This window comes from Neorickettsia sp. 179522, from assembly GCF_001593535.1.
GTDB classification, from domain to species: Bacteria; Pseudomonadota; Alphaproteobacteria; order Rickettsiales; family Anaplasmataceae; genus Neorickettsia; species Neorickettsia findlayensis.
Genome location: NZ_LNGI01000001.1, coordinates 292,508 through 318,776 on the forward strand (window position 1 = coordinate 292,508; position 26,269 = coordinate 318,776).

Genomic DNA, 26,269 nt, shown 5'->3' on the forward strand with positions numbered 1-26,269 from the left:
ATTTAATCCTAAGTGCTATTTTTTGCGTTGTAATCTTTTCTTTATCACGTGAGGCGGTTGAGGCGTCCCGGGTACAGGTTGTAATGGAAGGGTATGCAGCAAAAATGGAAGTCCTACTCAATCACTCCACTGAGTGGGCGTATCAAAAAATCACAGACCTTTGTAACAAAATAATTAACAGTGACTTAGTGGAAAGGGAAATTGAGGATTTCAATCAAAAGAATGAGAAGATATATGCGTACTGGTCCAGGAGTGATAAAACGGAAGAAGTGACCAATCAAGTAGGAAGTGATTTGTTTCCTGCTATTTCAATAGGTAGATCGCTGCTCCAAAGAGATTTTGGTTCTTCTAGAGGGGAACCAGTTTTGCCGATCACAGTTATTGTTAAGAGTCCTAAAAACACTGGGCGGTTATTGTTTTACTTGTCCCTTAATGACTTGTTTGCAGCAATGAAAGATTTGGTGAAAGGAGATCCACATATGCAAATAGCCATCTTAAAGGAGAATGATGAAGTGTTACTTTCTGTTAATCTTGATCGGAAGGTTGAATTTTACGATTTAAAAAATAAAAGGTTTTCTAATTTTCTCAATCTTATAAAAGGTCAGTATTCGCATGGTTTTATGAGGGCGAGCGAAATGGCTCCAATTAGAATATGTTATTTTTATAGAAGTGATGTGAACATGTTCTCGATCATAAATTTTGTCGATTTTGCTCTTTTATTCTCTGCTTGGTTATGTCTTTCGTTTTGCTGCTGTTTTTTTCTGTGGAAGGAGATCTCAAAATTATTGAATAGCATCGCAGGCAAAGATACGGTATATCATTTCTACATACGCGAACTCTGTGAAGTGTATGCTGGTATAAATTTTCTTTTGGGGGAAGTTGAAAAGGGCAAAAATAAGGTGGCACAATGTACGAACGAAAACAATAAGTTGAAAGAGTTAAACAATATCTATGCCTTTGAAAGGGCAAACATGAATGCAACTATAGATGAATTGGCAGCAGAAAAAGAGATTTTGCTTATAGATAAGATGGTGTCGGAAGAGAAGATAGATTATCTAAAGCGAAAAGTGAAGGAAAATGAAAAGTAGATACATAGATGGTATCAAAAAGAACAAGTTAAACTTTGTCATCAGGTATCCGAGAAGATTTTTCTTAGTTTTCATTTTGATGTTACTGCAGTTTCTGTGCGGTGCTCCGATTGTTTTTGGATTCAATTCGCTAGATCTGTTAGGTATTTGCGAAATTAGGGGGCTTGTTTATGCATTCGGGATTATTGTATTTCTTCTCCTTACCTACAACTTAAAGAAGCTTCACTTAGTACTTGCAGCAGCGGAATTTCAAAATATGTTCTACTCGAATGCTGCAAAGGCACTGACCGAATTCTACTTGATTATCACCAATGATGGCGAGGTGGTATACAGAGATGAGAGAACAAAGATAAAAAATCTACAATCTCTTTTAGGAGAAAAATATGCGAAGTTCATTTCTGATATCAAGGAAGGGGTGCTGTATCACCATTTTCCTTGCGATGGTCAGGTGATAGAAATTATCCCTATGATTCGTCCAAAAGGGTATTTCATTGCTGCGGCCAGGAGAGTTGGTGCAAGGGAAATTTATGATGTACTTCTACAAGAAGCAGGGATCTCCTTATATAGCGTTAAAGGTGACTCATTGAAGTTCAGAGGCGCTTGCTATTTTGAAGAGGCAAGTTACAGAAAAACTTTTCTTGAGGACAAGCTTTACGCACTAACAGAAGTTCATTTAACAGAACAAAACCGTAAAGGTCTCTTCCTGCAAAATTACAGAAGGTATTTCAACGACACACATTATGGAGTTTTAGTGCCAAAGTTGAAAGAAATTAGAGAACTAGCGGACAATGCATCCATTGGTATTGTTTTGATGAGCAATGACTTAGAGATAATTAGTGCAAATAATGCTTTTTTTGACATATTCGAGAAGGGAGATCAGATAAAGCAGTTTCTTCGCGATAGATTGAGTGATTTTAAATGTGGAGATAGGCCGTCTATATTTAACTTCTCAATGGAGAACGGTGATAGTGCACGACTTTACCTTTCAAGTTATGGAACTCTTAATGCAGGTTTTCTTGTTGATCTAAGTGAGTTAAGTGACTTGCAGAAAAAATTTCAGCATTCTCAGAAGATAGTTTCTTTGGGTGAGTTGAGTGGTGGTATAGCTCACGATTTTAATAATATTCTCACCGCTATAATGGGTTTCGCAGAGATCTTACTTGAAGATATTCGACTGGAAAGTAAGCACTACTACAATATTGCTCAGATAAGGTATAGCGCAAAAAAAGGTAGAGATTTGGTGAAGAAAATTTTGGCTTTCTCTCGAAAACAAACTCTACATCCCGAGGTTCTGAGTATGGCAGAAGTTGTGAAAAGTATGAGGCAGTTTATAGAAAGGCTTGTCCCAGAGAATATCAAACTGACTTTTGTCATTAGATCGGGCCTGAAAAATGTAAGGGTCGACAGGACAGAGATAGAGCAAAGTCTTATCAATTTAATAGTCAATGCGCGTGATGCAATAGAAACTTGTGGGGAAATTACTGTTGAAATTGCAGAAACTTTAGTAAACAGAAAATATGCAGTTCTTCGCGGCACTCAAAATGAGGAGGTTGTTTTAAAGGGAGAGTACATAAGCCTTGTAGTGCGAGACAATGGTTGTGGAATGAACGAGGAAATACTGTCGAAAATTTTTAATCCTTTCTTTTCAACAAAAAGTGTAGATAAAGGCACAGGTTTAGGTCTCTCAACTGTTTATGGCATAATGAAACAGATGAAGGGTTACATAAATGTAGAAAGTACCGAAGGTAAGGGTTCTGCTTTTACACTGTTGATCCCTGTTTCATACGAAGATGTCACTAGTGATGTAAGAAAGGTTGATGAAGATTTAATTCCTTCAGAGAAAAGTAGAGGTGCGAAGATACTTCTGGTTGAGGATGACAAAATTGTCAAGAATTTTTTAGTGAAAGCTTTAAGTCGTCAGGGTTTTAGTGTCGTCGAATATGAAAGTAGTAAGTCAGCTCTTGAAAAATTTGAAGAAGAAAAAGATACCGCTGCTCTACTCATTACAGATGTCGTAATGCCAGGTATTGATGGTCCGGAAATGGTTAAGGAGATGAGAAAGCAGAAAGCGGACCTAAAAGTTCTTTTCATGTCTGGGTATACGCGTGACAAGTTGCATTTAGACAGTAAAAATCGTGATGAGGTTTTTATAGCGAAGCCTTTCGGGATTAATGAATTGATTTCTAAAGTTATAAGCTTAACTGAAGGTAGGGGTTAGAATGCATGAAAAATAAAGTAAGAGTATCCGAGTACTATTTACCCCTTATGAAAAATGTGTCGAGTGAAGTTAAGTTGCGCTCGCACAAATATTCCTTGCGTGCTGGACTTGTAAAGCAGTGTGGGGCCGGTCTGTATAGTTGGCTACCTTTGGGTCTCAAGGTACTAAGAAATATCGAAAATATAATCAGGCAAGAGCTTGATTATATGGGAATGCATGAAATGCTAATGCCTTGCATTCAATTGGCTAAGCTCTGGGAAGAGTCCGGAAGGTATTCGGATTATGGTAAGGAGCTGTTGAAGTTTAAGGATAGACATGACAACGAGCTTCTTTTTGGTCCAACGAATGAAGAAGTCATTACAGCGATAGTTAGAGACGATCTTGCTAGCTATAAGCAATTGCCTAAGATTCTTTATCACATTCAGTGGAAATTTAGGGATGAGATCAGGCCAAGATTTGGCCTGATGCGTGCACGTGAGTTTCTTATGAAGGATGCCTATAGTTTTGATATAGATCAGCAATCTGCTAGACTCTCTTACAACAAAGTATATCAGTCTTATTTGCGCATTTTTAAGAGGCTTGGGCTCAATCCAATTCCCTGTAGAGCAAATGCTGGAGTGATAGGTGGTAGTCTGAATCACGAATTTCACATTACTACGACTGAAGGGGGAGAAGGTAAAATTTTTTATCCGGAGGAGATGAAAGAGCTCGTAGATACGTTTTGCAAAATTGATCCTTCCGATGAGCATGCAATATCTGCTATAATAGAGAGATTACAGAAATTGGATTGTTTTACTGAAGAGTGCAGTAGCTCTAGTGCGGAAAATAACAGTAGGATCTCCACAGCGCAAGGGATAGAGGTTGGGCATATTTTTCTATTCGGGGAAAAATACTCCGCTCCTATGCAGGCTCGCTTCTCTGATAGAAGTGGAAACAAAAAAAATTTTTATATGGGGTCCTATGGTATTGGAATTTCAAGATTACTTGCTGCGATCATTGAAGTACATTCCGACGACAAAGGCATTATTTGGCCAGAGTCCGTCACACCATTTAAGGTTGGCCTCATTAATTTGCATGAGGAATCTTATGGTTTTGCTAGCGAGATTTTTTCTAAATTGGATAGCGTCATATACGATGATACAAATGACAGTCAAGGTGTGAAGTTTGCCAGGATGGACTTAATTGGAGTGCCTTTCCAGATAATTGTCGGGAAAAATGCTCTTGTCGATGGGACAGTTGAGTTGAAGTTTCGTCTTGATTCAAAGAGAGAAAACCGCAATTTTAATGAGCTTATCTCGTTTTTTAGTCATACATAGAGGTGCATATTTGATGGAGCAATTGTGTGAATACATCTGGAAATGAAGAAATGCAGCTTTTGCTAGTATCTACCCGCTTGTTAAAGAGTGAGAATGCGTACTTAAGAAAAAGAGCTGCTTTGAAAGAAATTACGTTACCGTTTCTTTTTTCAGGGGTTGCTGCTGCTATTGGTTTCTTTGTAAAAGTTGGTATTCCCGTAATATCAAAAGAGTGGTTCTCTAATACAAATGAATTGGCAGCAAGGGTGGTGATGTATGTGTTTGCTCTGTGTCTAGTATTTCCAATTCTTGGTTGCGTACTTAGCAACAGCGTAAGAAATATAAGAGTGCTAAAGGCTTTGGATCTATCAAGGTATGAGGAGACAGAACCACCGCAAGGAGAAGGAAATGCTGTTCAGAAGTGGTGGAAGAATTTCACAAGTCCAGATAACCTTGTTGTAAACCTGTGTTACTATTCTATCTCCCTTTTAACTGCAGGTTTTCTTTGTTTTGTTCAATACGTTGCAATTAAGGGAATAAGAGAACTTTTCTCTGATCTCGAACAGCATAAAACAGAAATTGTTGTTGGTATTTCGATAGTTGTTGGTATACTAACCGCAACTTTGGGTATTATGTTCTCCGGTGCGCTTCAGAACCTGCTTTATCACAGGCAGGCAACACTTTTTCCATCTTCATGTTTTTGCGTGGAAAAAGTGAAGGGTATTGAAAGTCAAAGTGATGTGTCTGTTGTGCAAGGCTTGAATGTGTGAAAATTTTCCATAGTCTAAATCTCGCTAGATATTGCATATGTTGCCTCTTGTTTTTAATATATGTGGGTGGCCTTTCCTATTGTCTTTCTAGGTGATTCTAGGACTTCCCGATGTCAGAGAAGCTTATATATCATTTTTCCTCTTCTAATACGGACGGGGATGCCTCAATGTTGGATGTGCTCGGCGGCAAGGGTGCGAATCTTGCGCAGATGTGCAACATGGGGTTGCCGGTGCCGCCAGGATTTACAATTTCTTCGGGTGCTTGTGAGCTTTATCACCGCGATAAGGGTCTCTTCCGCAAGATTTTAGAAGAGGAAGTGCGCAAATCCTTGCGAGTACTTGAGGCTTCTACTGGTAAGGTATTTGGATCAAAAGTAAGACCGCTCTTGGTTTCAGTGCGCTCAGGCAGCAAGTTTTCTATGCCAGGGATGCTCGATACCATTCTTAATGTAGGGCTAAACAGTGAGATCGTTCGCTCTTGTGGTAACAGGTTTATCCTTGATAGCTACAGAAGGCTCATTCAGATGTATGGGGATGTGGTTTTAAAAGTGGAGTCCTATCATTTCGAAGAGGCGCTGTACAACTACAAGAACGCCAGGGGTATCTTAAGCGATAGTGATCTCAGCACAAGCGACCTGCACGAGCTAATAGAAGTTTTTCACGAAGTTGTAAAACGGCATTCTCATGCTTCTTTACCGGAGGATGTTTATGTACAGGTCATGGCTTGCATAGAGGCTGTTTTTCAGTCCTGGGGAAATGAGCGTGCAAAGACGTATAGGAGAATTCATGCTATTCCAGAGAGTGTGGGTACTGCAGTTAATATCCAAAGTATGGTCTTTGGGAATTTCAATGAGTGTTCTGGTTCTGGTGTTCTATTTACAAGGAATCCTTCCAGTGGTCACAAAGTGATGTTCGGTGAGTACATGAAGTGTGTACAAGGAGAAGATATTGTTTCCGGTGTTAGAACGCCTAAACCTATTACCGAATTGAAGTCTGAGAATCCAAGATTGTATGAACAACTTGAAACAATTTGTCAAAGCTTGGAAAAGCACTATAGGGATGTGCAAGATATCGAATTTACTATTGAGAATGGTGCGTTATATATACTTCAAACGAGGAGTGCAAAGCGTTCTGTAGAAGCGGCAATAAAGGTTGTTGTCGATATGGTAAATGAGGGATTGATAACAAAGGAAGAAGCTGTTCTCAGAATCAGCCCAAAATCGCTAGAAAGCTTACTTCATCCTAGAATTGATGATGAAGTAAATCATCAAATAATAGGTAGTGGTCTACCCGCATCACCAGGTGCTGCCTCCGGAAAAATAATTTTCTCCACTGAAGAGGCAGTAAAGCGGGCTCAAGCTGGCGAGAAGGTGATTCTTGTCAAAAGTGAGACCAGTCCAGAGGATATCGCAGGTATGCATGCTGCAGTTGCAATTCTTACGACTAGGGGTGGTATGACTTCGCATGCAGCCGTTGTTGCAAGAGGAATGGGCAAGCCTTGTATTTGTGCTCTTTCCGGCGGAAGCATCGACCAATACTCTCAGATTCTGCGTATTGCTCCAGGTGTTACTTTGAACAAAGGAGATGAAATTACAATTGATGGGGCGAGTGGTAATGTCATCTTAGGAAATGCAAGTACTTCTGAGTTTAGTTTTTCTGATGAATTTAGCGTCTTCATGGGTTGGGTTGATGAGTTTAGGCAAATATCTGTGAGGGCAAATGCTGAAACGAAAGAAGATGTCGAAGTAGCGTTAAAGTTTGGAGCGGATGGGATAGGGCTCTGCAGAACTGAGCATATGTTTTTCTCCGAGGATAGGATTCATATAGTCCGCGATATGATTGTTGCGGAGGATCCACGGCAGAGAAGTGTAGCTCTAAAAAAGTTGCTTCCTATTCAACAGGACTGTTTTACGGCAATCTTTCGTGAAATGCATGGTAAGTGCGTCACAGTGAGACTACTTGATCCACCGTTACATGAATTTTTGCCAGCTGATGAGGCAAGCTTAGAGAGTTTTAGGAAGCATTCTGCTCTTGAAGAGTCTTTCATACAAAGAAGGATAAAGGCACTTAAAGAAGAGAATCCGATGCTGGGACATCGTGGGTGTAGGCTAGCGATATCTCATCCTGAGATATATGAGATGCAGCTTCATGCGATTTTTGGGGCGGCACAAGAAGTTGGTGGTGTAAAACTGGAGATTATGATTCCGTTTATCATGAACGCAGATGAACTGTGTGCCATAAAACAGCTTGTTACGTCGGTTGCGCAGGGGTATTCGGCTGATTATTTATTAGGGAACATGATTGAGTTGCCTTCCGCTGCAATTCTTGCCGACAAGATAGCCGAGAATTCAGACTTTTTTAGTTTTGGAACTAATGATCTCACTCAAACGACTTTGGGCATTTCGAGAGATGATTGCGGAATGTTTATGAATATCTATAAGGAAAAGGGTTTGTTCAAGGAAGATCCGTTTATCTCTATTCAGGTTGATAGTGTTGGTTTCTTGATCAGGGAAGCTATCAAAAAGGGTAAGAGTGCGAACAAAACACTCAAGGTAGGTATCTGTGGTGAACATGGTGGTGACCCATATTCTGTAGAGTTTTTCGCATCTTCTGGTGTGGACTATGTTTCTTGTTCACCTTATAGGGTTCCGGTTGCGAAAGTCGCGGCTGCACAGCATTCCATCAAGACAAAGCAAAACAATTAGATTCCTTAGTTGGGTCTTGCGGAAAATAGCGATTTTTCAATTTTGTTAATTACCACGCTTAGCACATAAGAGGAGTGGAACTGACCTAGATTGCACGTTTCCTGGTCAATGCACTCCTTTCTTGCCAAGTGACTCTCGCTGTGGACGCAGCTCCTTACCTAACGTCAATTTCTCAGTGTATATCCTTCTATATCTGAAACAGCTATGGATACAACCTAGACATTTTCCACTTTCCATCCGATTGAAGAAGATATAGGTACCTGTCTATATCTGAAACAGCTATGGATACAGCCTAGAAATTTTCCACCTTCCATCCGATTGAAGAAGATATAGGTACCTTTTGTTCAACCTATGTTCGCCGGCAAGAAAAAACTCCATAGTGTGAGGCTTTAAACGGAACCCTACCCAGTGTTTTGGTCGTTTTATCGGATCACTTGAGTTTTCTAACTTTTCCACCTCACTGAGAAAGAGTGTTTCACTTACTAATTCTTGAGACTGCTTAGAAATTGTAGTGACAGCTCTACTTTTTCGCGGGCGATAGGCAAAGTTTGTGTCTGCTTCTTTTTCATCGACAAGGAAGACCTCTCCACGCCCGATAACCTGTCTTTCGTTCCAGTAAAACACGAGCGCTGCTTTTGGATTATCGAACAGGTTTTTACCTTTGGTGCTATTGGCGTTAGTGTAGAATGTAAATCCGTCTGCGGTAACATCCTTGACTAAAACCGTCCTCGCATAAGGAATATTATTCGTACATGTTGCAAGCACGGCAGCAGTTCTATCATAAGCATCAGCATCCTTTTGCCATAGCAAAAACTGTGTGATTGGATCTGCATCCATTAAAAAGCTTACCAAGCTCACTATACATTAATCGTGATGCAGGAATCATACATTACTTTTTCACGCAAGGAAATTTTCATAAAAAAGGGAAGTTGCAAACGCAACTGAGTCACTTATATACCTTGTGTTGATGGTAAAGTAGGGTGTTATGGATTAAGACTTCTTTATCCGAACCGCAAAGATATATACAAACCAATGTCAATGGCTATGCGAGATAGGCTAGATCGTTCCATTGACATTTTTTGCAGGATGCTGTGATCTGTTTCCGTGTATACGCTGGGCAATTCAATTTATGTGACATAACCGCCCTGTTTGGTACAGTCTATCTTATGTTAGTTTAAGTCTATAATCCTGATATACATAAGCATATATAATCTATCTTAGATTTAGCCTTTTTTAAGTTCCTTGTCTTAGCCTTGAGCTTACGATTGGAATTGTCGGTTTATGCCGCGTGTCTTTAGTGAAAGAGAGAAGGGTAAGATTATTCAATTTCTGGGTCATCCGAATCTGCTACAACTTTTCAGTGACTACGTTTTCATTAAAGATGATGTAGTTGAGAAGTTAGCAATTGAAGAGAATGATGAGAGTGTAAATGCGATTTTTCTCCTCCTTTTTGCCGATGTTTTTGTAGAGCAGAAAAATGGTGTTTGTGATGTTTTCTCCGTGACAGTGCTGAATTATGCAGGGCCCAAGAATGAGGGATTTTTTGTGGGGAAAGAGAAATATCTTTTTAAGGGTCTCCTTAAGCTTGTTGCCGAAGAATTTTTTCTTCCTCCTGTGGGTGTGGTTCCGCATAAAAAAGTTCGTAGTTTTGCTGAGTTGTTTAATGTTGTCTTGGGAGATGACCCAACAAGCGCTGGTGCATCTAATGATAAAGAAGCTCCCGTGCAAATTTGTTTTAAGGTATTGAGTCAACTATCAAGATACCAAGATGCTGTTGATACCTCTGAAGGATTCGATTATACCGGTACGCTAAACAACTTGACTAAGTTGTACGAAGCTATTAGGGAGGGATCCATATCTTTACAGGAATTCTATCTATGTTATGAGAACGGCATGTTAAGTACGTTGCACAGTTCTACATTGCTCAGTGGAACAACAAACTTTTTGCACAGAATCCCCGGTTCTCAGTTGTTTATGTATGGTGTCAGATATTGTACTAACTGGATTAAGGGTATTTGGTAATTTTCTTTACTGTTCATCTAGTTATGAATAGAAGTAATGACGCATGTGGTGTACTTGTAGGGGTGGTCTACCGAATACAGTTATTCTTTTTTATTGGCGTCATTGACATTTTTGATGAGGTGTAAGTTACTGTTGCGATAGTTTGGTGGTGCAGCAAGCTGAATGAAAGAACTCTTCCACCCTTCTGAGAAGTTTTTTTGTGCATGTTTCTTGGCATATTTGTTGCCGGAATTCGGTGGAGTTTTTATAATTTGCGCTATACCAGAGAATATGCTTCCTTGCGATTCCTATGCCTGTTTCAGTGCCATAGTGAGAAAATATTGAGTGAATATGTTTCAGTATTATCGGAAGTTTTTCCTGTGGTGTAGGTTCTTGTAATCTTTCGCTTGTTTGGAGGAAGTGCAACATATTTCTTATAGACCACGGTTTTCCGTAGGCTCCGCGGCCGATCATAATGCCGTCTGCGCCGGACTCTGCCAAAGCTCTTTCGGCATCTTCATACGTTTTTATATCACCGTTTGCTATTACCGGGATCTTAACAGTATTTTTTACTGTCCGAATGAATTGCCAATCCGACTTTCCTTTATACATTTGTGCTCGCGTTCGTCCATGTATGGTGATCATTTTTATTCCAAGGTCCTCCGCGATTTTTGCTAATTTTGGAGCATTCCTATTATTTTCATCCCAACCGGTGCGCATTTTTAGTGTCACTGGTATTTTAACCGCATTTACTGTTGCTTCGAGGATTTTTGCTGCGTGACATTCATCTTTCATTAGGTAGGAACCAGCATATCCGTTGACCACTTTTTTAACAGGACATCCGAAATTAATGTCAATAATTTTGGCGCCCATATCTTCATTGATTTTCGCTGCTTCCGCCATTACTTCTGGTTCGAATCCGGCTAATTGGATAGCAGTGATATCTTCTCTAGGAGATAAAGAAACTTTTTTCATTGCATCTTTTGTTTGTAGTATCATAGCTCTGCTTGCGATCATCTCAGACACCACAAGTCCCGCGCCAAAGCTTTTCACAAGATCCCTGTAGGGCATATCAGTTACGCCAGACATGGGTGCTAGAATTACGTTGTCAATGCTTACGTTATTGGTCAGGTTGAGTTTCATTGATTTTCCCTAAAATGATAAGATTAGCAAATTCACCAATTAATTTTGTATACAGCTGTTCAATTTGCTCTTTTATACTAGAGACGTCATTCTGGCGCTAACGTTCGAAAATGCAATAGAGACCTCGAACCCTCTTCTGCTTTAAGTATTCTGAATGTTCTTGATTGCATTTGTCCACACGAAAAATACTATGTGAAGCTAAGACGAGCTATCAAGAAGCTTCAATGCTGCATAGTTTGTGAGGTCGCAACCAACTGGGGTCACTGTTACGTAACCACTTTTGAGGAATTGGCAAAACTGCGGAGAAGACGTTGTTTCGATCGTAATATACTTTTCGTTACCTTCTTCATGTGGTCTAGTTTTAATTACAGATTCCTTTTTGTTTAGGACATTGATATTCCTATATTGCGGCACGTGTTTTACGCCTATAACCTTGCATTCGGGGATGTTTATGTTCAGCACGCAATTTTTTAGGATGTCAACTTTTTCAAGCATTAAAAGTATGTATTTTTTTATGTGTTGACTGTCTATGTTCCAGGTCATAGTGCTGGGAGTCGAAGAATAAAACTGGCTAAAAGCAAATGCAGCTGTTCCAAATAGCATGCCCTGCATGGCCGCGGCTATAGTTCCCGAGTATAGAGTGTCTATTCCTAAGTTTGCACCAATATTTACACCAGAGAATACAACATCCGGTATACCACTTTTCGTAAGCCTGGGTTCATAGAAAGCTGTTATAACGCAATCTGCCGGGGTTCCATCAACCGAGAATACGTTTTCAGCAATTTCTTCAATTTTCAGCTTTCTACCGAGGCTTACGGCATGACTAGACGCGCTCCTATTTGTTCTGGGTACGACCGTGACGGTATCCAGAAAGCCAATGCCTAGGACAAATTCCCTGAGAAGTTTCAGTCCTGGTGAATCAAATCCATCATCGTTTGTTATAAGTGCACGCATTCTAGCAGTTTTAGTCGCTCTATGTGATTCCTAAGTGTATACAATTGTGTTAGTTCAGCAAATAGCTCCCATATCTTCATAATCAAATTTTGCTGATCTTTAAACAGAAGCCACTTCGCGAGTGATATTTGAATCCTATAATCACGCTCTTTTGTTGATGACTTGTGGATCAATGAATATTGTAAGTTAACTAATCTCCTTATACCGTGCTTTGTTTCAGGTATTGATAGCGTTATTCAGTTAATATGTGCAGACACTATTTGTAAATGAGGTAATGGATTTCCTCGGTCGCCTGGACTACAATTTGAGCTTGATCGTTGTGTCTTTCGCACGTGGTTTATGACTCTCCATAGTTATCCAATTGTTGAACATGAATATGATGTTGTTGTTGTAGGAGCCGGTGGTTCTGGACTGAGAGCCACTTTAGGTATGGCAGGTCAAGGTTTGCAGGTTGCGTGTCTTTCCAAGGTTTTTCCAACTAGAAGTCACACTGTAGCAGCTCAAGGAGGAATCAGTGCTGCATTAGGGAATGTCAGTGAAGACGATTGGAGATGGCATGCCTATGATACTGTCAAGGGTTCCGATTGGCTTGGTGACCAGGACGCAATTGAATACATGTGTAAAAATGCTTCCAGTGCAGTAATAGAATTAGAGAATTTTGGTGTGCCATTTTCACGGACATCCGAAGGTAAAATTTATCAACGTCCATTTGGTGGTATGACGACCCATTATGGGAAGGGTCGTGCTATCCGGACATGTGCTGCTGAGGATAAAACGGGCCACGCGATACTACACGCTCTCTATCAACAGTCTATAAAGCTGAATACGGAATTTTTTGTGGAATATATAGTCCTTGATTTACTCATGGATGATGAGGGTTGTAAGGGAGTTATTGCCTGGGACCTAAAAGATGGCTCATTACACAGGTTCAGGGCGCACATCGTAGTGATAGCAACTGGTGGCTATGGTCGTATTTACTTTTCGGCCACAGGTGCACATACCTGTACTGGTGATGGTAATGCATTTGTTCTGAGGGCAGGCCTGCCGCTCCAGGATATGGAATTTGTGCAATTTCATCCAACTGGTATTTATGGGGCTGGTTGTTTGATAAGTGAGGCGGTTCGTGGTGAAGGGGGCTATCTGATAAATTCAGAAGGGGAAAGATTTATGTCTAAGTATGCTCCTTCTGCGAAAGATCTTGCATCCAGAGATGTTGTGAGTCGTGCAATCGCTATGGAAATCCGTGCTGGTAAGGGTGTGGGTCCAAAGAAAGATCATATCTACCTTCAAGTTTCACACTTGGGTTCCGAGGTTATAGAACAGCGGCTTCCTGGTATAAGTGAAACTGCACGTATCTTTGCTAACGTGGATGTAACGAAAGAACCTATTCCGGTACTTCCAACTGTTCACTATAACATGGGCGGGATCCCAACAAATTATCGTGGAGAGGTCCTTACTATGGATGCTGAGAATGTAGAGAAAGTTGTTCCGGGCTTGATGGCCATAGGTGAAGCTGCTTGTATTTCAGTGCATGGCGCGAATAGACTTGGCTCCAATTCTTTGTTGGACCTCATTGTTTTTGGTAGAACAGCTGCTATTAGGGCTAGAGAGATCATAAAGGCTGGTGCAAAGCACTCTCCTATCGATGGGGAGTTAACAGAGCGTGTTCTAGCGCGCTTTGATAGGTTTCGTTATGCAGACGGGGGGCTTCCTACGGCCATGTTAAGAAAAAAAATGCAGTTGATCATGCAGGAGCATGCTGCTGTTTTTAGAACTCAGGAGGTCCTAGATGAAGGGTGTAGAAAAATGCAGGAGCTCCTCCATGAAATGGATGAGATCAGTGTGACTGACCGTTCACTTATCTGGAATACTGATCTAGTCGAAACACTTGAGCTCGATAATATGGTGTGTCAGGCCGTTGCGACAATAGAATCGGCTGCAAATAGGAAAGAAAGTAGAGGTAGTCATGCTAGGGAAGATTATCCCGAAAGAGATGATGAGAACTGGCTCTGTCACACGTTGTTTTGGTTCTTACCGGACAGTAACGAGGCAAAGTTTGCTTACAGGCCAGTACGTCTACAGCCAATGACTGATGAAATAAGGTCATTTCCTCCTGAAAAGAGGATCTATTAGGCTGTTTTCTGCTCACATGCGGGGTTTTATGGGTAGTTTTGTTGGGTTGGGTGCCTCTCCCGAATGTCGTTTCGTATGTTTGCTATTTGCTAATTTAATAGGGAAGAAGCTAAAGCTCTTTTGTAGTTAAAGCGATTCTTAGTAGGTATTTTTTCTCTACGTAAAGCTCCTCAGGTGTTGAGAGGACTTTGCTCATTTGTAACCATCTGTTATGCCAGAAAATAGCCGATTGTCCTAATTTCTCTAATAGAATTTTTTCACCAAAGAAGCTTTCTTCTTCCAGAACTCCATGATGAAATTTAATGATCCGGTTGAATGTAAAACACAGTAGTTTCTTTAATGACGCTTCAGGAAATTTTTCTGCTATCTGGAATTGTTTTGTTGGACCCTGACTTAGTATGCAGTTGTTTGGAAAAGAACCTTTTGTTTCTTCTTCCATAGATTTCTCTAAGAGATTTCTATACTGTGCAATTAATTTGTCTATTTCCATATTTTCTTTCAAGGGAGGAAAATAGATGTGAAAGCAACGCGAGCGAACTGTGGTTGCAATCTGCTGTAAGTGTCCGGTTATAAGCATGAGTGTTGCTGTCTGTCTTCCTTCCTCTAGTACTTTCAATAGGGCATTTGTTGCACCGGCTGTCATTATCTCAAAATGACTGATGATGATAATCTTCTGATTAGAGAAATTACTGGTTAGATTCAGAAATTCATTTATTCTCTGTATGTGAGCAACTTTGATGGATTTTTCTTGAATGATCATTAAATCCCCAATCGCTTTGTCAGATTTAAGGATCCACTTTGCATATTTAACCGCGATCCCAAAGATGTCGTCTAAGCTGGGGCCGGTAAGAAGCCACGCACGAGACTTTTGGTACCCAGATAGTAGAACCTTTTTTTGAGCCTTGTACATGTGGGAACGGTAGGGGACTAAAGACTCGAATTCTATACAATATTGTTATTAGTCCATGTCTTGTCAAGGCAACTTGTCTAATCCAGTCTGAGATTGCGTTTAATGCTTTGATACAATTTGAGAAGTTTAGGTTGCTATATGAGGAATAAGTTAGTTGCTAAAAGTAGTCTTTGTTCGTGTGGTGCATACTTTAGGTGTGGTGCATACTTATTTGCTAGTAGTTTATTAAAGTATGCTGATGTAGAATCTCCTCAAAAATCTAGATGATTCTATGACAAAAGCGCTTCTTATAGAGAAGACAGGTGGTCCAGAGGTTTTTAAATCGGTGGACATCAATTTTAGGGTACCCAGAAGTGATGAAGCTCTTATTAGACACACAGCTATTGGAATAAACTACATAGATATCGAACAAAGAAGTGGCTTTTACAATCTGCATGAGAATACTAGCAGACGGAAGTTGCCGGCGATTGTAGGATGTCAGGGAGTTGGTGTGATAAAGGAGTTGGGTGAGGGTGCGGTTGTGGATGTCCAGCCTGGGGATAGAGTCTGCTACGCCACGATACCATATGGTGCTTACTCTGAAGAACGTGTAATAAAGCTGAAATATCTCCATAAAATTCCAGATTTTCTTTCTGATATTGACGTGGCGGCATGCTTATACAGTGGGATGGTATCCTTCTATCTTACGTGTAGGGCCTATCTTGTGATGAATGATTTTACAGTGATGGTTCACGCTGTAGACACAGATATGGGAGATATGTTGTGCCAATGGATTAAGGCGCGGGCTCCTGGGTGCAGGATAATTGGTACCGTTGGTTCGATGAGAAAATTAGAACTACTTAAAGATATACGCTGTGAGTTGTTACTGAACTATTGTGAGGATCCAGAAGTTCTTAGGGAGAAAGTACATAAATTTACCCGTGGATATGGTGTAAATGCCGTCTATGACTGCATTGGGAAGGATACCTATCTGCTCTCCTTGAACTCTCTTGCACGATTTGGCATATATGTGCTCTATGAACAGAGATCTGGTGAGATTCCTCCTATATCTTGGAAGGCTTTTCGTGCGCGTTCTTTATTTTTTACGCATCCTTCTTTGTTTCATTATGCACGCAATCATGTGGATTCGGTGCTTGCAGTTGCTGAGGTTTTTCATTACATGCGAATCAAAAAAGTAGTACCTAATATTGCTCTTCGGTGCAGAGGCTTGGATGAGATACCAGAGGCACACAGGCAGATTGAAGCTGGTAACGTAAGTGGTGCATCTGTCGTTATCTTTTAAGTGGTGTGGTTTTTATTCTAGCTCACGCGTGGACTCACTCAATCTAGAAAAAGTTGTTTTAGGGCCTTTCCTGTGCTGTCTTAAAAAGGAGCTTTCATATTACATGTCCCACCACTGTTGTTCCGGTTGGACGCTAATGTCGTAGGTATACAAGTGCTGCTCTATTTGTGTGGTATTCGTAGAAGGACGTACAACTTGTAAACTCTGTTTGTCCTATTGCGTTAGCACAAGTTCAAATGGGTGGGTGTCTGCTATTTCATTTTATTCCACTGTCCACATTCGAACATACAGGTTGGAGTTCTCTTTGCTTTTATAGTATAAAATGGGTGTTGCTTTTACTGTAGTCTGAAATTTTGTCTATTACAAACAAACGAGCCGTAATATACAAACCCACCAGGGCTGTTACTCAGTCTGGGTATAGTGATCAAAAGTGGGTGCTCAAGTTTTATTCTGATGAACCGAAATATGTAGAGCCATTAATGGGTTGGATAGGTAGTCGTGATACAACCACCCAGCTGGTGCTTAAGTTTAGCAGTCAAGAAATGGCAGAGGCTTATGCTAAAAGAAATGGTATTGACTATACTGTTATTATGCCGCAGCAGGTGAAAATAAGACCAAAGTCATACGCGGATAATTTTCAATGACTAAATTTTACGATTTTATAATTTCTGGTGCAGGTCTATCCGGAGTTTTGGCGGCGCATTTATTGAAGAATCTTGGTTTATCTTATTATATCTTCGATAAAAGCAGCGAAGCCTGTGTCGACTTTAGAACTAGCGCTATTAGTTGTGAGTCCGTGCGTTTCTTTGAGACGCTTGGTCTATGGCAGATGATGGAGTCATTCGCTGTACCTATAAACGATATATACACTTTCCAGGAGAAAAGTGGCTCCTTTCTGCATTTTGAGGGTGACAATGCTGCTCTGGATTTCTCAATGAGTTATGTAGTACCAAATCTAGTGCTCCAGGATGTTTTATATAAAGGAATCGATATTAATTACGGTTGTGCATATAAAAATGTATGTCATTCCCATGATAGGGTGCGTGTGGATTTCCCAGATAAAGTGATCGAAGGAAGGTACATGCTTGTTGCAGAAGGTAGATACTCTAATACCGCAGGACTACTGGGCTTCAAGATGATACGGTCGAGCTACAGACAGAGTTGTATAATATGCAATTTGCGAAGCACTGGTAGAGAGCACTCCAATGTTGCGGTGGAGCTGTTCTTAGAAGGTGGTCCGTTTGCGTTGTTGCCGTTGCGTAAAGGTACTGAATTTTCTCTTATCTGGACGGTTAAGTTTCCTTTTGGTGATACACTTGCAAAAATTGATGAGAAGGAATTTCTTGCGGAGGTGCAAAAAATCTCAGATATTGAGTTCGAGAAAATTCTCACGCCGCGGATGGTTTATCCTATTGTGTTAAACTTTTGTATGAATCCACGTAAGGGGCCAGTTATGCTAATAGGCGATTCAGCACACGGGATACACCCAGTGGCCGGTCAAGGATTTAATTTGGCTATATATGATCTAAAAGATCTCCATGACGTGTTGAATAAGTATGGGTTAGACAATTTCGATGAGTTGGCTGACGCATATTTGAAAAGGAGAAAACGCAGTGCTCTTGCTATGGTTGCTTTCACTCATTTTCTTGTTAAATCTTTTTCTTGTGCTTCGCCTTCGTTACGTGCTGCTAGAAGCTTCGTATTGGATGTAATAGAATCGAGTACTCGGTTGAAACGTTTTTTCATGGAGCGTGCTGCCGGAAAAGGTCTGTAGTAATCGAGGGAATATGTTGTCTCTAAGGGTTGGGACGCGTTGTTCGCCATTGGCACTGGCTCAGGCACGTCTTGTCGAGAGAGCGCTTGCGCCCTATTGTGCGAAAATCGATTTGATTGGAGTGAGAACCTCTGGCGATATAGTCAGTGACGTTCCTTTAACTGAGGTGGGTGGTAAAGCTCTTTTTCTTAAGGAGCTGGAAGAAAGACTTCTCACAGGGGAAATAGACATAGCAGTCCATTCGATGAAAGATGTACCCGCGTTTTATCACGGTGATCTTGAAGTTCTTCCTGTGCTAAAGAGGGCTATTCCTAACGACGTTTTTGTCTCTTTCCGATACCCGAATATGTTGTCTCTGCCGAATGGTGCAGTGATTGGAACTTGTGCTCCACGTAGGGTGATACAGCTAAATCAAAGATTTCGAGTTGTTCCTTTGAGGGGTAATATTGCTACCAGAATAGAAAAAGCTAAAAACTTAGACGGAATAATCCTTGCCTTCTGTGGTTTGGAAAGACTCGGTCTGCATACCATGATTTCAGAGGTTATAGATCCAAGTATTATGATACCAGGTGTAGCTCAGGGTGCGCTTTGTGTTGAGTTTAGGAAAAAAGATCGTTTCCTTAGAGAATTGATTCTGAAAATTTCTGATAGAGAAACTATGATTTGTACCGCAGCTGAGCGGGCTTTTCTCGAAGAGATAAATGGTGATTGCAAAACTGCTTTAGGTGCACTCGCTGTAGTGAAAACCAATACTTTACATTTCACAGGGATGCTTGGTAGAGATAGAATTCCACGTTATTTTAGGACTTCTGGATCCTGTTTGCATGCGAGACAAATTGGTAGAAGCGCTGCTCTCGCGCTTTTGCGCATGTAAAATATTATCTTCGTATTTTTTGAGAACTCATCTTTGCGAGCGTTGTCATTCTTATTGTTCTGAGTGATTTTCCGGGAGAATGTGTTTGTCAGAGCTATTCCTATTCGTCAAGTGATGCCAAGTGTTAGTGCATGGAATAGATTTTTTATACTACTTTGCGTGCGAGTTTTGCTGAAAAATTATCAGATTTTGTAATTTTTGGAACGTTTCTGGTTGTTTTGTGAGAGTGCAGTCAATAACCGATATTCATTTTGCAATCCTCTAAATAGCGAAGCAATTTTTTAAACTCAATAAAAGCTTTACTCTTGTAAATGGGAACTTATCGAACAAGCTACATGTATTTCAGAGCGAGAAGGTAATAAGCTCAATTTTTGAAAGAGAAGCATTTAAATTGTTTTGATGTAGGAGCAAAGTTTCTCTTCAAGGCTAGTTACAGGAACATCAAACTCCTGTAAAGCGTTTTCATCTGAGACACTGCCGTACTTCAGCATCTTAACTTGCTCGCGTGTTATAATCGGTGCGGTTCTACCTGAGATAAACTTATTTATAGGTTTTAGTAAAAAGCATTCAAGAACTGCAGCTTCGCAGAGTGCCATCCAATAAGGAATTGGTACACATATCACAGTTATGCCAAGAAGTCTGCTAACGAGCGAGCAAATCTCATTTAGTGTATATCTTTTTGCTCCGACTACTCGGTAGGTTGCACCTTCCAATGTTTCGTCCTGCAATATTTTGGTGACAAGGAGAGCCAGGTCGCCAACATAGACTGGTTGTATTGATGCAGTTTTGCAGGCAGGCAGAAACAAAATGCGTAATTTTTTGCTCAGTTTAACGAAAAGATTTATGAAGTTGTCCTCCTCTCCGAAAACAACTCCTGGTCTAATTATTATGCTTTCTGGGAAAGCTGACCTTACCGCTTCTTCCCCATTGATCTTGCTTCTACCATACTTGGTTGCACCCTTACAACCTAGTAGTGCAGAAAAATGAATAAAACGCCGTACGCCACGTTCCGCAGCTATTTGTGCAACCCGTGCGCATGCTACATGATTGATTGTGTCAAAAGAAGCGCTTGGTGTTTCTCTTAGAATACCAACCATGTTTATCACGATCTCAGAATTTCCGATGCCTCTAATGATATCAGCGGTACACCTTATATCACCATACACCACTGAGATCTGGCCTAGATTTCCAGAGAGCTTCAGTTTTTTCTCGCACGAGAATGAGCCGGAAACAACGGTAACCTGGTAGCCGGACTTTACCAGTTCTCTTACTACATAGGAACCGATAAATCCACTGCCACCAAAAACAGTGATCTTTTTCATAACCAAACCAACCAAGACCCAAACCACCGTTTTTGATATCTAGAAACTTGAGACCCGTTTGTGCAGGTGGAGACAGCATCCATCCAAACTACGCCGAGTATGGACGTTTTAGCCTCCTTCAAGTTCTTCTGTAGCTCAAAGTTTTGATATCTTCTACGCATGGCCCAGGCCAAGGCTAGTTTTTCACAGGATAAGAGGAAAAGCAATACATGTCTTTATCTCTAATTTTGGTGTTTTCCCTTTGTTAATTTAATCGATTCTACGCTGCATTCTGATTGGGAGTACGTACTTTGATAGTAAAAAAGAAGTCATATATTTCTGAGATTTCACTTTGGGATCAGCTTTTCTACAAATATGCACTGTGCTAAGTCACAGGGACACTTTCTTAATATGTCACAGGGACACTTTCTTAATACGTGTGATTATAAAGAGTCTATTGGGAGTCATTTTACTTACCAAGTAAGTTAAATAAACTGATTACAAAGTAAGGAAACTTCATTTCCTATTGTTCTTGTTATTTTTCCCTCTATTTCAAGTTCGACTATTGCCAACAGGAGAGTCTTTTCCGGGATGTTAAGCTCATGTGCTAACTGATTTATCGGGATAGATGTACTATCAATTTTTTTGAGGATCTGAGCTTTGATATGGTTTATTTGGTCAGAGTCATAATTAAGTATGGAGAAGGGTATAAACTCTTTGTCTTCGACATCCAAAAGGGTCTTATAAGCAAAATCGTTACGTTTTTTTTTGTTAAGGCTCTGTATCACATCTAGGGCATTTTCGATCAGCATGGCACCCTGTTTTAGGAGTCTGTTACTTCCCGAGAATCTTTTGTCGTATGGTGCTCCAGGTGAGGCAAAAAGATACTTGCCTTGTGCCAATGCGTACTGGGCAGTAAGTAAAGAGCCAGAGTTCTCTGAGGCTTCGATGATGATAACGCACTCGGAAAGACCCGAAATTATTCTGTTCCTACGTGCAAAATGAGCAGATTGTCCTCTCTTACCGAAAGGAACTTCCGTAGCCACCAAGCCACCTCTTTCGATTATTTTGTCTTGTAACCTTTGATTTTCGGCAGGATAATACTGATCTATACCAGTTCCTATTATGGCGATGGTTGGTAGTGTGCTATCAGTGATTTTCAACGCTGCTGTGTCTACTCCTACAGCCAAGCCTGAAATGATTGTATATCCTTCTTCTGCTAGTTCACGCGCAAGTGAGTAAGCAAAGTTGCAGCTATTAATTGTGGCATTCCTTGAGCCTACTATTGCTATGGAAGGAGTGTTAAGTAGTTCTATATTTCCTTTTACTGTAAGTACTGGGGGCGGATCTCTGATGAGTCTTAGGTTCTTACTGTATTTTTTTTCGCAGGAGGAAAGAATACTGGCGTTAAATTTTTCGGTTAGCTCAAGTTCTTTGAGTGCATCGGCCTTAGAGAAAGATCTTATCTTTTTCGTACCTGTTTTAATAGCGGCAAGATGTCCTAGAGCGTTTTCCGCTGTTCCATATAGGCTAATTAATGAGTGAAAAGTCACTTCCCCAACTGTCCTGGACAACTGTAGCCAGAACAGCAGTTCACTTTTAGATAAATTCTTAATTATCATAAGATATTTCTATTACATCGCGCCTGTGATGTAAACCGTGGATGTAATGTTGGTAGTTAGGCTCTTTTTAATTGCTATAGGCTAAAACTAATATCTACCTGGGGGTAATATTGAATATGGAGCAGAATTTTGTAGAAAGGCGTATAATGGGTCAGCTGTGCGAGTATTGGAAAGGTATCCAAGGTGGAAATAAGGTTCCAAAGAAAGCTGATATAGATGTTGATGAGATAGCTCACATAATGCCTTATTGTGTGATTGTCGACGCAAACCAGGAAGATGGAAGAATTAAATACACCCCCAGTTATGTTGGATTCAAAGTGAAACAGTTTGAAGAGAGTGGTATCTTTTACGAAACGTTTATCCAGTTTGTCTCTCCGAGCACGGATACTTTCCAGGAGTACATAGACGAAGTCTTTCAGACTAAGGAACCTCTTACGGATTCTGGCGAAGTCGTTAATGGTAATCAGGAAGAAGTCAGGTTTAGGCAGTGTGTTCTCCCTTTAAGTGAAGATGGAAACGACGTGATTTCCGTGATTTGTGCAATAAACTGTAAAGTATACTAGGTAATGAGGGGAGTACCATTCTTTTGTTAAAAGGTCACGTAATAGCTATCAAGACCACCTATTTAAAATACTCTCAGTGATAGTTCCGGGTGTACGAAGCAACAGACTTGCGCCGCGATGGGTTCCGTGGGTAGGAAAACATCCATCTCAATCAAAGACACGCAAATGACTCCTACGGGAATCGAACCCGTGTTTCCACCGTGAAAGGGTGATGTCCTAGACCGCTAGACGAAGGAGCCTGAAAATGAAAGACACATGCTAGAGCTTAAGCTAGCGAATTTTTATTGTCAACGGCATTAGCAGAGGGGTACCTGTTATTAGATAACGCTTCCTTTTATTACTCTGGTTTGTCAACGTATGAAAGTTAGGAGATGACGTCTAATGTGTATGATGTTTATCTGTGATATTCTTGAAATCTGCATCTCTGAAAGGGTATCTCAAACGCACTGTTCATTATGAGAGGAAAGAGTGGCGGTTATTGAGCTTTTTCTTGGTTGTTTTTGCGTACTATTGGAGTTTTTTTCAGAAGTCGTATTAGTGTGCTTATATACTTGTTTCATAACATTGCCTTTCTTCTTTTTAGGGAATTGTAATACTATTAAAAGCATATATAAAAGGATAGCTTGTGAAAGAGCGTTTGCTCTGCTAGATCTAAGGCTTGTTGTTTTTACTCTTTTTGCAAATGGCGTTACTTAAGTTGGTCATAGAACCTGACCCGATATTGCATGAAGTTTCAGAAACCGTAATTGGTGTGTCAGATGAAAAAAGAGAGTTCCTCCGTGATATGCTAGAGACGATGTACCACTATGGTGGTATGGGATTAGCTGCAGTTCAAGTGGGTGTACTTGAGAGAATGATTGTTGTGGATGTTCCACGAGATAAAGAATGGAATTCAAGTCCTCTTAATCATGTAGGATATGAAAGCTCAGGAGGTCCACACTATTTTGTTAACCCCGAAATCATAGAGTTCTCACAAAACTTAGTTTTTGCTGATGAAGGGTGTCTTTCGCTTCCAGAACAGGATTATGAGGTAATGCGCCCGGATACAATAGTAGTTAAATATCTGGACTACAACGGACAAGAGTGCCTACTTAAGGCAAATGGCTGGCTGGCGCGCTGCATACAACATGAGGTGGATCACCTGAATGGAAAATTATATGTGTCGCATCTGTCGAAGCTAAAACGTGATCTTGCAACAAAAAAGGCAGCTAAAATAAAGAAGCGGAACTCTGCAGCGTAGACGAAATCCCACCCAGGACTTGCTATAGCAAAACCAAAGGAGCAACAAAGAAGAAGGGAAAATGGTGGGTAGTAACGGGCTCGAACCGCTGACCTCCTCGGTGTAAACGAGATGCTCTACCAACTGAGCTAACCACCCAACGGTCTACATTGTATATTTTTTCTTGAGTGGATGTAAAGAAGCTGCGATCCTACCTTTAAAAAATTGTGTTTGATATCGAGTGGTAGTCACTTGTGTAATCAATCAGTTATAAGAAGTATTGTATTTACTGAGTCATACGATACGCGAATTAATTTGAGCATAATTTCGTATGATGGTAATATTCCCCTTGTAAATCCAAGGTATCGAGGATGCAATCCGATTCTTTTGTCCGTCTTAGAAGGACTCGTGGAAATAAAATTATCCGAGACTTAGTTGCTGAGACTGCACTTTCCCCTTCGCAGCTTATATTGCCACTGTTTGTTGTAAATGGTTCAAACATTGAGTTGCAAGTGAATGAGATGCCGAATGTGTGTGCATATTCTATCGATGTATTGAAAAAAGTAGTAGAGAGCGCAATAACGGTTGGTGTCAGGAGTATCATGCTTTTTCCTCGGGATCCGGATAAGAGAAGTTCTGAAGCAGAAGAAGCTTATAATCCAGAAAATTTGATCTGTCGCGCGGTTAGAGAACTCAAAAGAGATTTTGGAGGTGATCTTGTTGTGATTACTGATGTCGCAGCCGATCCGTATACGATTGATGGCCACGATGGGTTTTACAGAGACGGAAAAATTCTTAATGACGAAACATTAGAGCTCTTGATAAAGCAAGCCTTAGTTCAGGCTGCAGCTGGAAGCGATATGCTTGCTCCGTCGGATATGATGGACGGAAGAATTCTTGCAATCAGAAATGCTCTCGATCTCGCTCAATTTTGTGAGGTCCCGATTATATCGTACTCTGCTAAATATGCTTCAAATTTCTACGCACCTTTCCGAGACGCATTAGGTTCTACGAATATCGTGCTGGACAAGCGATCTTATCAAATGGACTATAGGAATGCGAAAGAAGCCATGCGAGAAATAGAAGCCGATGTTAATGAGGGTGCTGACATCGTGATGATCAAGCCGGCTAATTTCTACCTTGACATAATAAGGATGGCAGTAGATCGGTTTTGTGTGCCCATTTTTGCATATCAGGTTAGTGGTGAATACAGAATGCTAGTTCAATATGGAGGACCTGAAGTGTTGTTGGAGTCGCTCATTGCAATGAGAAGGGCAGGTGCAACCGGGATAGTCACATATGCTGCTGTTGAGGTTGCAAAATATCTAGTATCGTAGCTATTCTTTCGGTCTGTTTCATTATTTCGGGAATCAAAGTGTGAATCGAGCAGGTGACACGATCGGTAAGAGCCTTCCTCTTGAGTCGTCTCTTACTTCACATTGGTGCGGTCTTTGTAAGTAAAACCAAACTATCAGCGAGAAAATTATGTCGATATGTAACGGACAGGAATTCTCCAATTGAGAATAAAGATTTTCCTATTTCTGACTAATTCGTTTATTCAAAGCGTTGATCTCTGCTCCATATATGAAACACAGATTGAGCAAGTAAAAATACAACATCACTACGATTATTCCTGCAATACTTCCATAAATTATGTTCATCTGTGCAAAAGAATGTAAGTAGAACGAAAACGCAATTGAGGTAAGAATCCAGAGTGACACGACCATTATACTTCCAGGAATAACATCGCAAAATCCTTGCTTCTCTTTTGGGAAAAAAATATACAAAGCCGATACAAAACAAAAGACGCAGCACGTCGTGATGGCGCTATATGGTAGCCAATTTGGTCTCTTCAGTGCGTGAAGGAAAGATACATTCTTTGTTAAGAGCGGATATATCGTCGGAAAAAGAAGAAAAGCAAGTATGATAACGGAAATTAAGAGAAATTGTATGACGCTGACAAAACGCCTGAGTATGTACTCTGAAACTAGAGCTTCAGTTCCAAAGTTATAGGCTTTGTTTACTGCTGCCTTTAGCCCTTCTACAATAGACGAGGCTGTCCATACTGCGCCGAGAATGGTCAGCGTGAGAAGACCATGTGTAGGACCCTCAAGGATCTCCTTGATATACGGCATTATACCTTCGATGATGTTTTCTGGCACGTTCTCTATGAAAAACGACAGCAGTTTTCTCGTTATTTCATACGAAGAAGCTCCTATTATGTTTGCTATTTGACCTGCTACAGCAGTGAAGAAAAATAAAAATGGAAAGATCGACAGAAGTAGTAAGAACGATAGGTATCCAGCATACTCCGAGCCGCCATGATACAGCATGTTGTACAATGAGATTTTTAATACCGCGAGAATTCGCTTCATTTTTTACGAGCTTTGTAATTGCACAAGCGACAAGTATCAATA

At 40.6% G+C, this 26,269-nt stretch carries 21 protein-coding genes and 2 tRNA genes; 14 read left to right on the forward strand and 9 right to left on the reverse strand.

The features are described 5' to 3' along the window. The first annotated feature begins 83 nt into the window (after nt 1-83). The 5 genes from AS219_RS01450 (at nt 84) to ppdK (ending at nt 8,076) form a co-directional block, all read left to right on the forward strand. Nucleotides 84-1,088, forward strand: a complete 1,005-nt coding sequence (locus AS219_RS01450) for a hypothetical protein (protein ID WP_231861815.1) — start codon at nt 84-86, stop codon at nt 1,086-1,088. Next, entirely contained in the window at nt 1,078-3,306 is a 2,229-nt protein-coding gene (locus AS219_RS01455; protein WP_067979132.1) for an ATP-binding protein, read from the forward strand. Before AS219_RS01450 ends, AS219_RS01455 begins: the two co-directional genes overlap by 11 nt. A 5-nt stretch (nt 3,307-3,311) precedes the next feature. After that, nucleotides 3,312-4,622 (forward strand): proline--tRNA ligase, encoded by a 1,311-nt coding sequence (gene proS / locus AS219_RS01460; protein ID WP_067979135.1) that lies wholly within the window; start codon nt 3,312-3,314, stop codon nt 4,620-4,622. Between the two features lie 77 nt (nt 4,623-4,699). Next, nucleotides 4,700-5,371: a hypothetical protein gene (locus AS219_RS01465; protein WP_231861816.1), complete on the forward strand. Its 672-nt coding sequence runs from the start codon at nt 4,700-4,702 to the stop codon at nt 5,369-5,371. Nucleotides 5,372-5,481: 110 nt separating this feature from the next. Beyond that, nucleotides 5,482-8,076, forward strand: a complete 2,595-nt coding sequence (gene ppdK / locus AS219_RS01470; RefSeq protein WP_067979140.1) for a pyruvate, phosphate dikinase — start codon at nt 5,482-5,484, stop codon at nt 8,074-8,076. 279 nt (nt 8,077-8,355) lie between these two features. On the opposite strand, the gene AS219_RS01475 is transcribed toward ppdK, so the two are convergent. Beyond that, nucleotides 8,356-8,934: a pyridoxal 5'-phosphate synthase gene (locus AS219_RS01475; RefSeq protein ID WP_231861817.1), complete on the reverse strand. Its 579-nt coding sequence runs from the start codon at nt 8,932-8,934 to the stop codon at nt 8,356-8,358. 423 nt (nt 8,935-9,357) lie between these two features. On the opposite strand from AS219_RS01475, the gene AS219_RS01480 reads away from it, so the two are divergent. Beyond that, nucleotides 9,358-10,098 carry a hypothetical protein gene (locus AS219_RS01480; RefSeq protein ID WP_067979146.1) on the forward strand — a complete coding sequence of 247 codons (741 nt, stop codon included), beginning with the start codon at nt 9,358-9,360 and terminating at the stop codon, nt 10,096-10,098. A 126-nt stretch (nt 10,099-10,224) separates the two neighbouring features. Here the strand turns inward: AS219_RS01480 and dusB are convergent, their stop codons facing one another. Together dusB and surE are read right to left on the reverse strand one after the other, a co-directional pair. After that, nucleotides 10,225-11,220 (reverse strand): tRNA dihydrouridine synthase DusB, encoded by a 996-nt coding sequence (gene dusB / locus AS219_RS01485; protein WP_067979149.1) that lies wholly within the window; start codon nt 11,218-11,220, stop codon nt 10,225-10,227. Nucleotides 11,221-11,418: 198 nt separating this feature from the next. Then, nucleotides 11,419-12,174 (reverse strand): 5'/3'-nucleotidase SurE, encoded by a 756-nt coding sequence (gene surE, locus AS219_RS01490; RefSeq protein WP_067979152.1) that lies wholly within the window; start codon nt 12,172-12,174, stop codon nt 11,419-11,421. A 339-nt stretch (nt 12,175-12,513) separates the two neighbouring features. On the opposite strand from surE, the gene sdhA reads away from it, so the two are divergent. Then, a complete protein-coding gene (sdhA, locus tag AS219_RS01495; RefSeq protein WP_067979155.1) occupies nt 12,514-14,307 on the forward strand; it encodes a succinate dehydrogenase flavoprotein subunit in 1,794 nt (597 codons plus the stop codon). A gap of 109 nt (nt 14,308-14,416) precedes the next feature. Here the strand turns inward: sdhA and AS219_RS01500 are convergent, their stop codons facing one another. Further along, nucleotides 14,417-15,217: a hypothetical protein gene (locus AS219_RS01500; protein WP_067979158.1), complete on the reverse strand. Its 801-nt coding sequence runs from the start codon at nt 15,215-15,217 to the stop codon at nt 14,417-14,419. A 271-nt stretch (nt 15,218-15,488) separates the two neighbouring features. Between AS219_RS01500 and AS219_RS01505 the strand changes: the two genes are divergently transcribed. From AS219_RS01505 to hemC, 4 genes are all read left to right on the forward strand, one after another. Further along, nucleotides 15,489-16,499 (forward strand): quinone oxidoreductase family protein, encoded by a 1,011-nt coding sequence (locus AS219_RS01505; protein WP_067979161.1) that lies wholly within the window; start codon nt 15,489-15,491, stop codon nt 16,497-16,499. Between the two features lie 434 nt (nt 16,500-16,933). Further along, nucleotides 16,934-17,143 carry an NADH dehydrogenase ubiquinone Fe-S protein 4 gene (locus AS219_RS01510; protein ID WP_369814141.1) on the forward strand — a complete coding sequence of 70 codons (210 nt, stop codon included), beginning with the start codon at nt 16,934-16,936 and terminating at the stop codon, nt 17,141-17,143. Beyond that, nucleotides 17,140-18,273 carry an FAD-dependent monooxygenase gene (locus AS219_RS01515; protein WP_067979168.1) on the forward strand — a complete coding sequence of 378 codons (1,134 nt, stop codon included), beginning with the start codon at nt 17,140-17,142 and terminating at the stop codon, nt 18,271-18,273. Before AS219_RS01510 ends, AS219_RS01515 begins: the two co-directional genes overlap by 4 nt. A 13-nt stretch (nt 18,274-18,286) precedes the next feature. Beyond that, on the forward strand, nt 18,287-19,147 hold the full coding sequence (gene hemC / locus AS219_RS01520; protein ID WP_067979172.1) for a hydroxymethylbilane synthase: 861 nt from the start codon (nt 18,287-18,289) through the stop codon (nt 19,145-19,147). Nucleotides 19,148-19,533: 386 nt separating this feature from the next. Here the strand turns inward: hemC and AS219_RS01525 are convergent, their stop codons facing one another. Next, on the reverse strand, nt 19,534-20,469 hold the full coding sequence (locus tag AS219_RS01525) for a complex I NDUFA9 subunit family protein (RefSeq protein ID WP_067980445.1): 936 nt from the start codon (nt 20,467-20,469) through the stop codon (nt 19,534-19,536). A 464-nt stretch (nt 20,470-20,933) separates the two neighbouring features. Further along, a complete protein-coding gene (dprA, locus tag AS219_RS01530; protein WP_067979175.1) occupies nt 20,934-22,070 on the reverse strand; it encodes a DNA-processing protein DprA in 1,137 nt (378 codons plus the stop codon). A gap of 116 nt (nt 22,071-22,186) precedes the next feature. Here dprA and AS219_RS01535 point away from each other — a divergent pair, with 116 nt between their 5' ends. Continuing rightward, a complete protein-coding gene (locus AS219_RS01535) occupies nt 22,187-22,633 on the forward strand; it encodes a PAS domain-containing protein (RefSeq protein WP_067979178.1) in 447 nt (148 codons plus the stop codon). A gap of 166 nt (nt 22,634-22,799) precedes the next feature. On the opposite strand, the gene AS219_RS01540 is transcribed toward AS219_RS01535, so the two are convergent. Continuing rightward, nucleotides 22,800-22,872 (reverse strand) — tRNA-Glu (locus AS219_RS01540). Nucleotides 22,873-23,315: 443 nt separating this feature from the next. On the opposite strand from AS219_RS01540, the gene def reads away from it, so the two are divergent. Continuing rightward, on the forward strand, nt 23,316-23,873 hold the full coding sequence (def, locus tag AS219_RS01550; RefSeq protein WP_067979185.1) for a peptide deformylase: 558 nt from the start codon (nt 23,316-23,318) through the stop codon (nt 23,871-23,873). A 62-nt stretch (nt 23,874-23,935) separates the two neighbouring features. Here the strand turns inward: def and AS219_RS01555 are convergent. Next, nucleotides 23,936-24,011: transfer RNA gene (locus tag AS219_RS01555), tRNA-Val, on the reverse strand. Nucleotides 24,012-24,223: 212 nt separating this feature from the next. Between AS219_RS01555 and hemB the strand changes: the two genes are divergently transcribed. Further along, nucleotides 24,224-25,189 (forward strand): porphobilinogen synthase, encoded by a 966-nt coding sequence (gene hemB / locus AS219_RS01560; protein WP_067979188.1) that lies wholly within the window; start codon nt 24,224-24,226, stop codon nt 25,187-25,189. A gap of 198 nt (nt 25,190-25,387) precedes the next feature. Here the strand turns inward: hemB and AS219_RS01565 are convergent, their stop codons facing one another. Then, nucleotides 25,388-26,227: a YihY/virulence factor BrkB family protein gene (locus AS219_RS01565; RefSeq protein WP_067979191.1), complete on the reverse strand. Its 840-nt coding sequence runs from the start codon at nt 26,225-26,227 to the stop codon at nt 25,388-25,390. Nucleotides 26,228-26,269 lie beyond the last annotated feature (42 nt).

Coding starts and splice junctions, on each gene's coding strand:
- AS219_RS01480 (WP_067979146.1), top strand. CDS start 9,358: ATGCCGCGTGTCTTTAGTGAAAGAGAGAAGGGTAAGATTATTCAATTT.
- ppdK (WP_067979140.1), top strand. CDS start 5,482: ATGTCAGAGAAGCTTATATATCATTTTTCCTCTTCTAATACGGACGGG.
- AS219_RS01455 (WP_067979132.1), top strand. CDS start 1,078: ATGAAAAGTAGATACATAGATGGTATCAAAAAGAACAAGTTAAACTTT.
- def (WP_067979185.1), top strand. CDS start 23,316: ATGGCGTTACTTAAGTTGGTCATAGAACCTGACCCGATATTGCATGAA.
- sdhA (WP_067979155.1), top strand. CDS start 12,514: ATGACTCTCCATAGTTATCCAATTGTTGAACATGAATATGATGTTGTT.
- hemB (WP_067979188.1), top strand. CDS start 24,224: ATGCAATCCGATTCTTTTGTCCGTCTTAGAAGGACTCGTGGAAATAAA.
- AS219_RS01515 (WP_067979168.1), top strand. CDS start 17,140: ATGACTAAATTTTACGATTTTATAATTTCTGGTGCAGGTCTATCCGGA.
- AS219_RS01450 (WP_231861815.1), top strand. CDS start 84: ATGGAAGGGTATGCAGCAAAAATGGAAGTCCTACTCAATCACTCCACT.
- AS219_RS01535 (WP_067979178.1), top strand. CDS start 22,187: ATGGAGCAGAATTTTGTAGAAAGGCGTATAATGGGTCAGCTGTGCGAG.
- surE (WP_067979152.1), bottom strand. CDS start 12,174: ATGCGTGCACTTATAACAAACGATGATGGATTTGATTCACCAGGACTG.
- dprA (WP_067979175.1), bottom strand. CDS start 22,070: ATGATAATTAAGAATTTATCTAAAAGTGAACTGCTGTTCTGGCTACAG.
- AS219_RS01525 (WP_067980445.1), bottom strand. CDS start 20,469: ATGAAAAAGATCACTGTTTTTGGTGGCAGTGGATTTATCGGTTCCTAT.
- AS219_RS01565 (WP_067979191.1), bottom strand. CDS start 26,227: ATGAAGCGAATTCTCGCGGTATTAAAAATCTCATTGTACAACATGCTG.
- AS219_RS01505 (WP_067979161.1), top strand. CDS start 15,489: ATGACAAAAGCGCTTCTTATAGAGAAGACAGGTGGTCCAGAGGTTTTT.
- proS (WP_067979135.1), top strand. CDS start 3,312: ATGAAAAATAAAGTAAGAGTATCCGAGTACTATTTACCCCTTATGAAA.
- hemC (WP_067979172.1), top strand. CDS start 18,287: ATGTTGTCTCTAAGGGTTGGGACGCGTTGTTCGCCATTGGCACTGGCT.
- dusB (WP_067979149.1), bottom strand. CDS start 11,220: ATGAAACTCAACCTGACCAATAACGTAAGCATTGACAACGTAATTCTA.
- AS219_RS01500 (WP_067979158.1), bottom strand. CDS start 15,217: ATGTACAAGGCTCAAAAAAAGGTTCTACTATCTGGGTACCAAAAGTCT.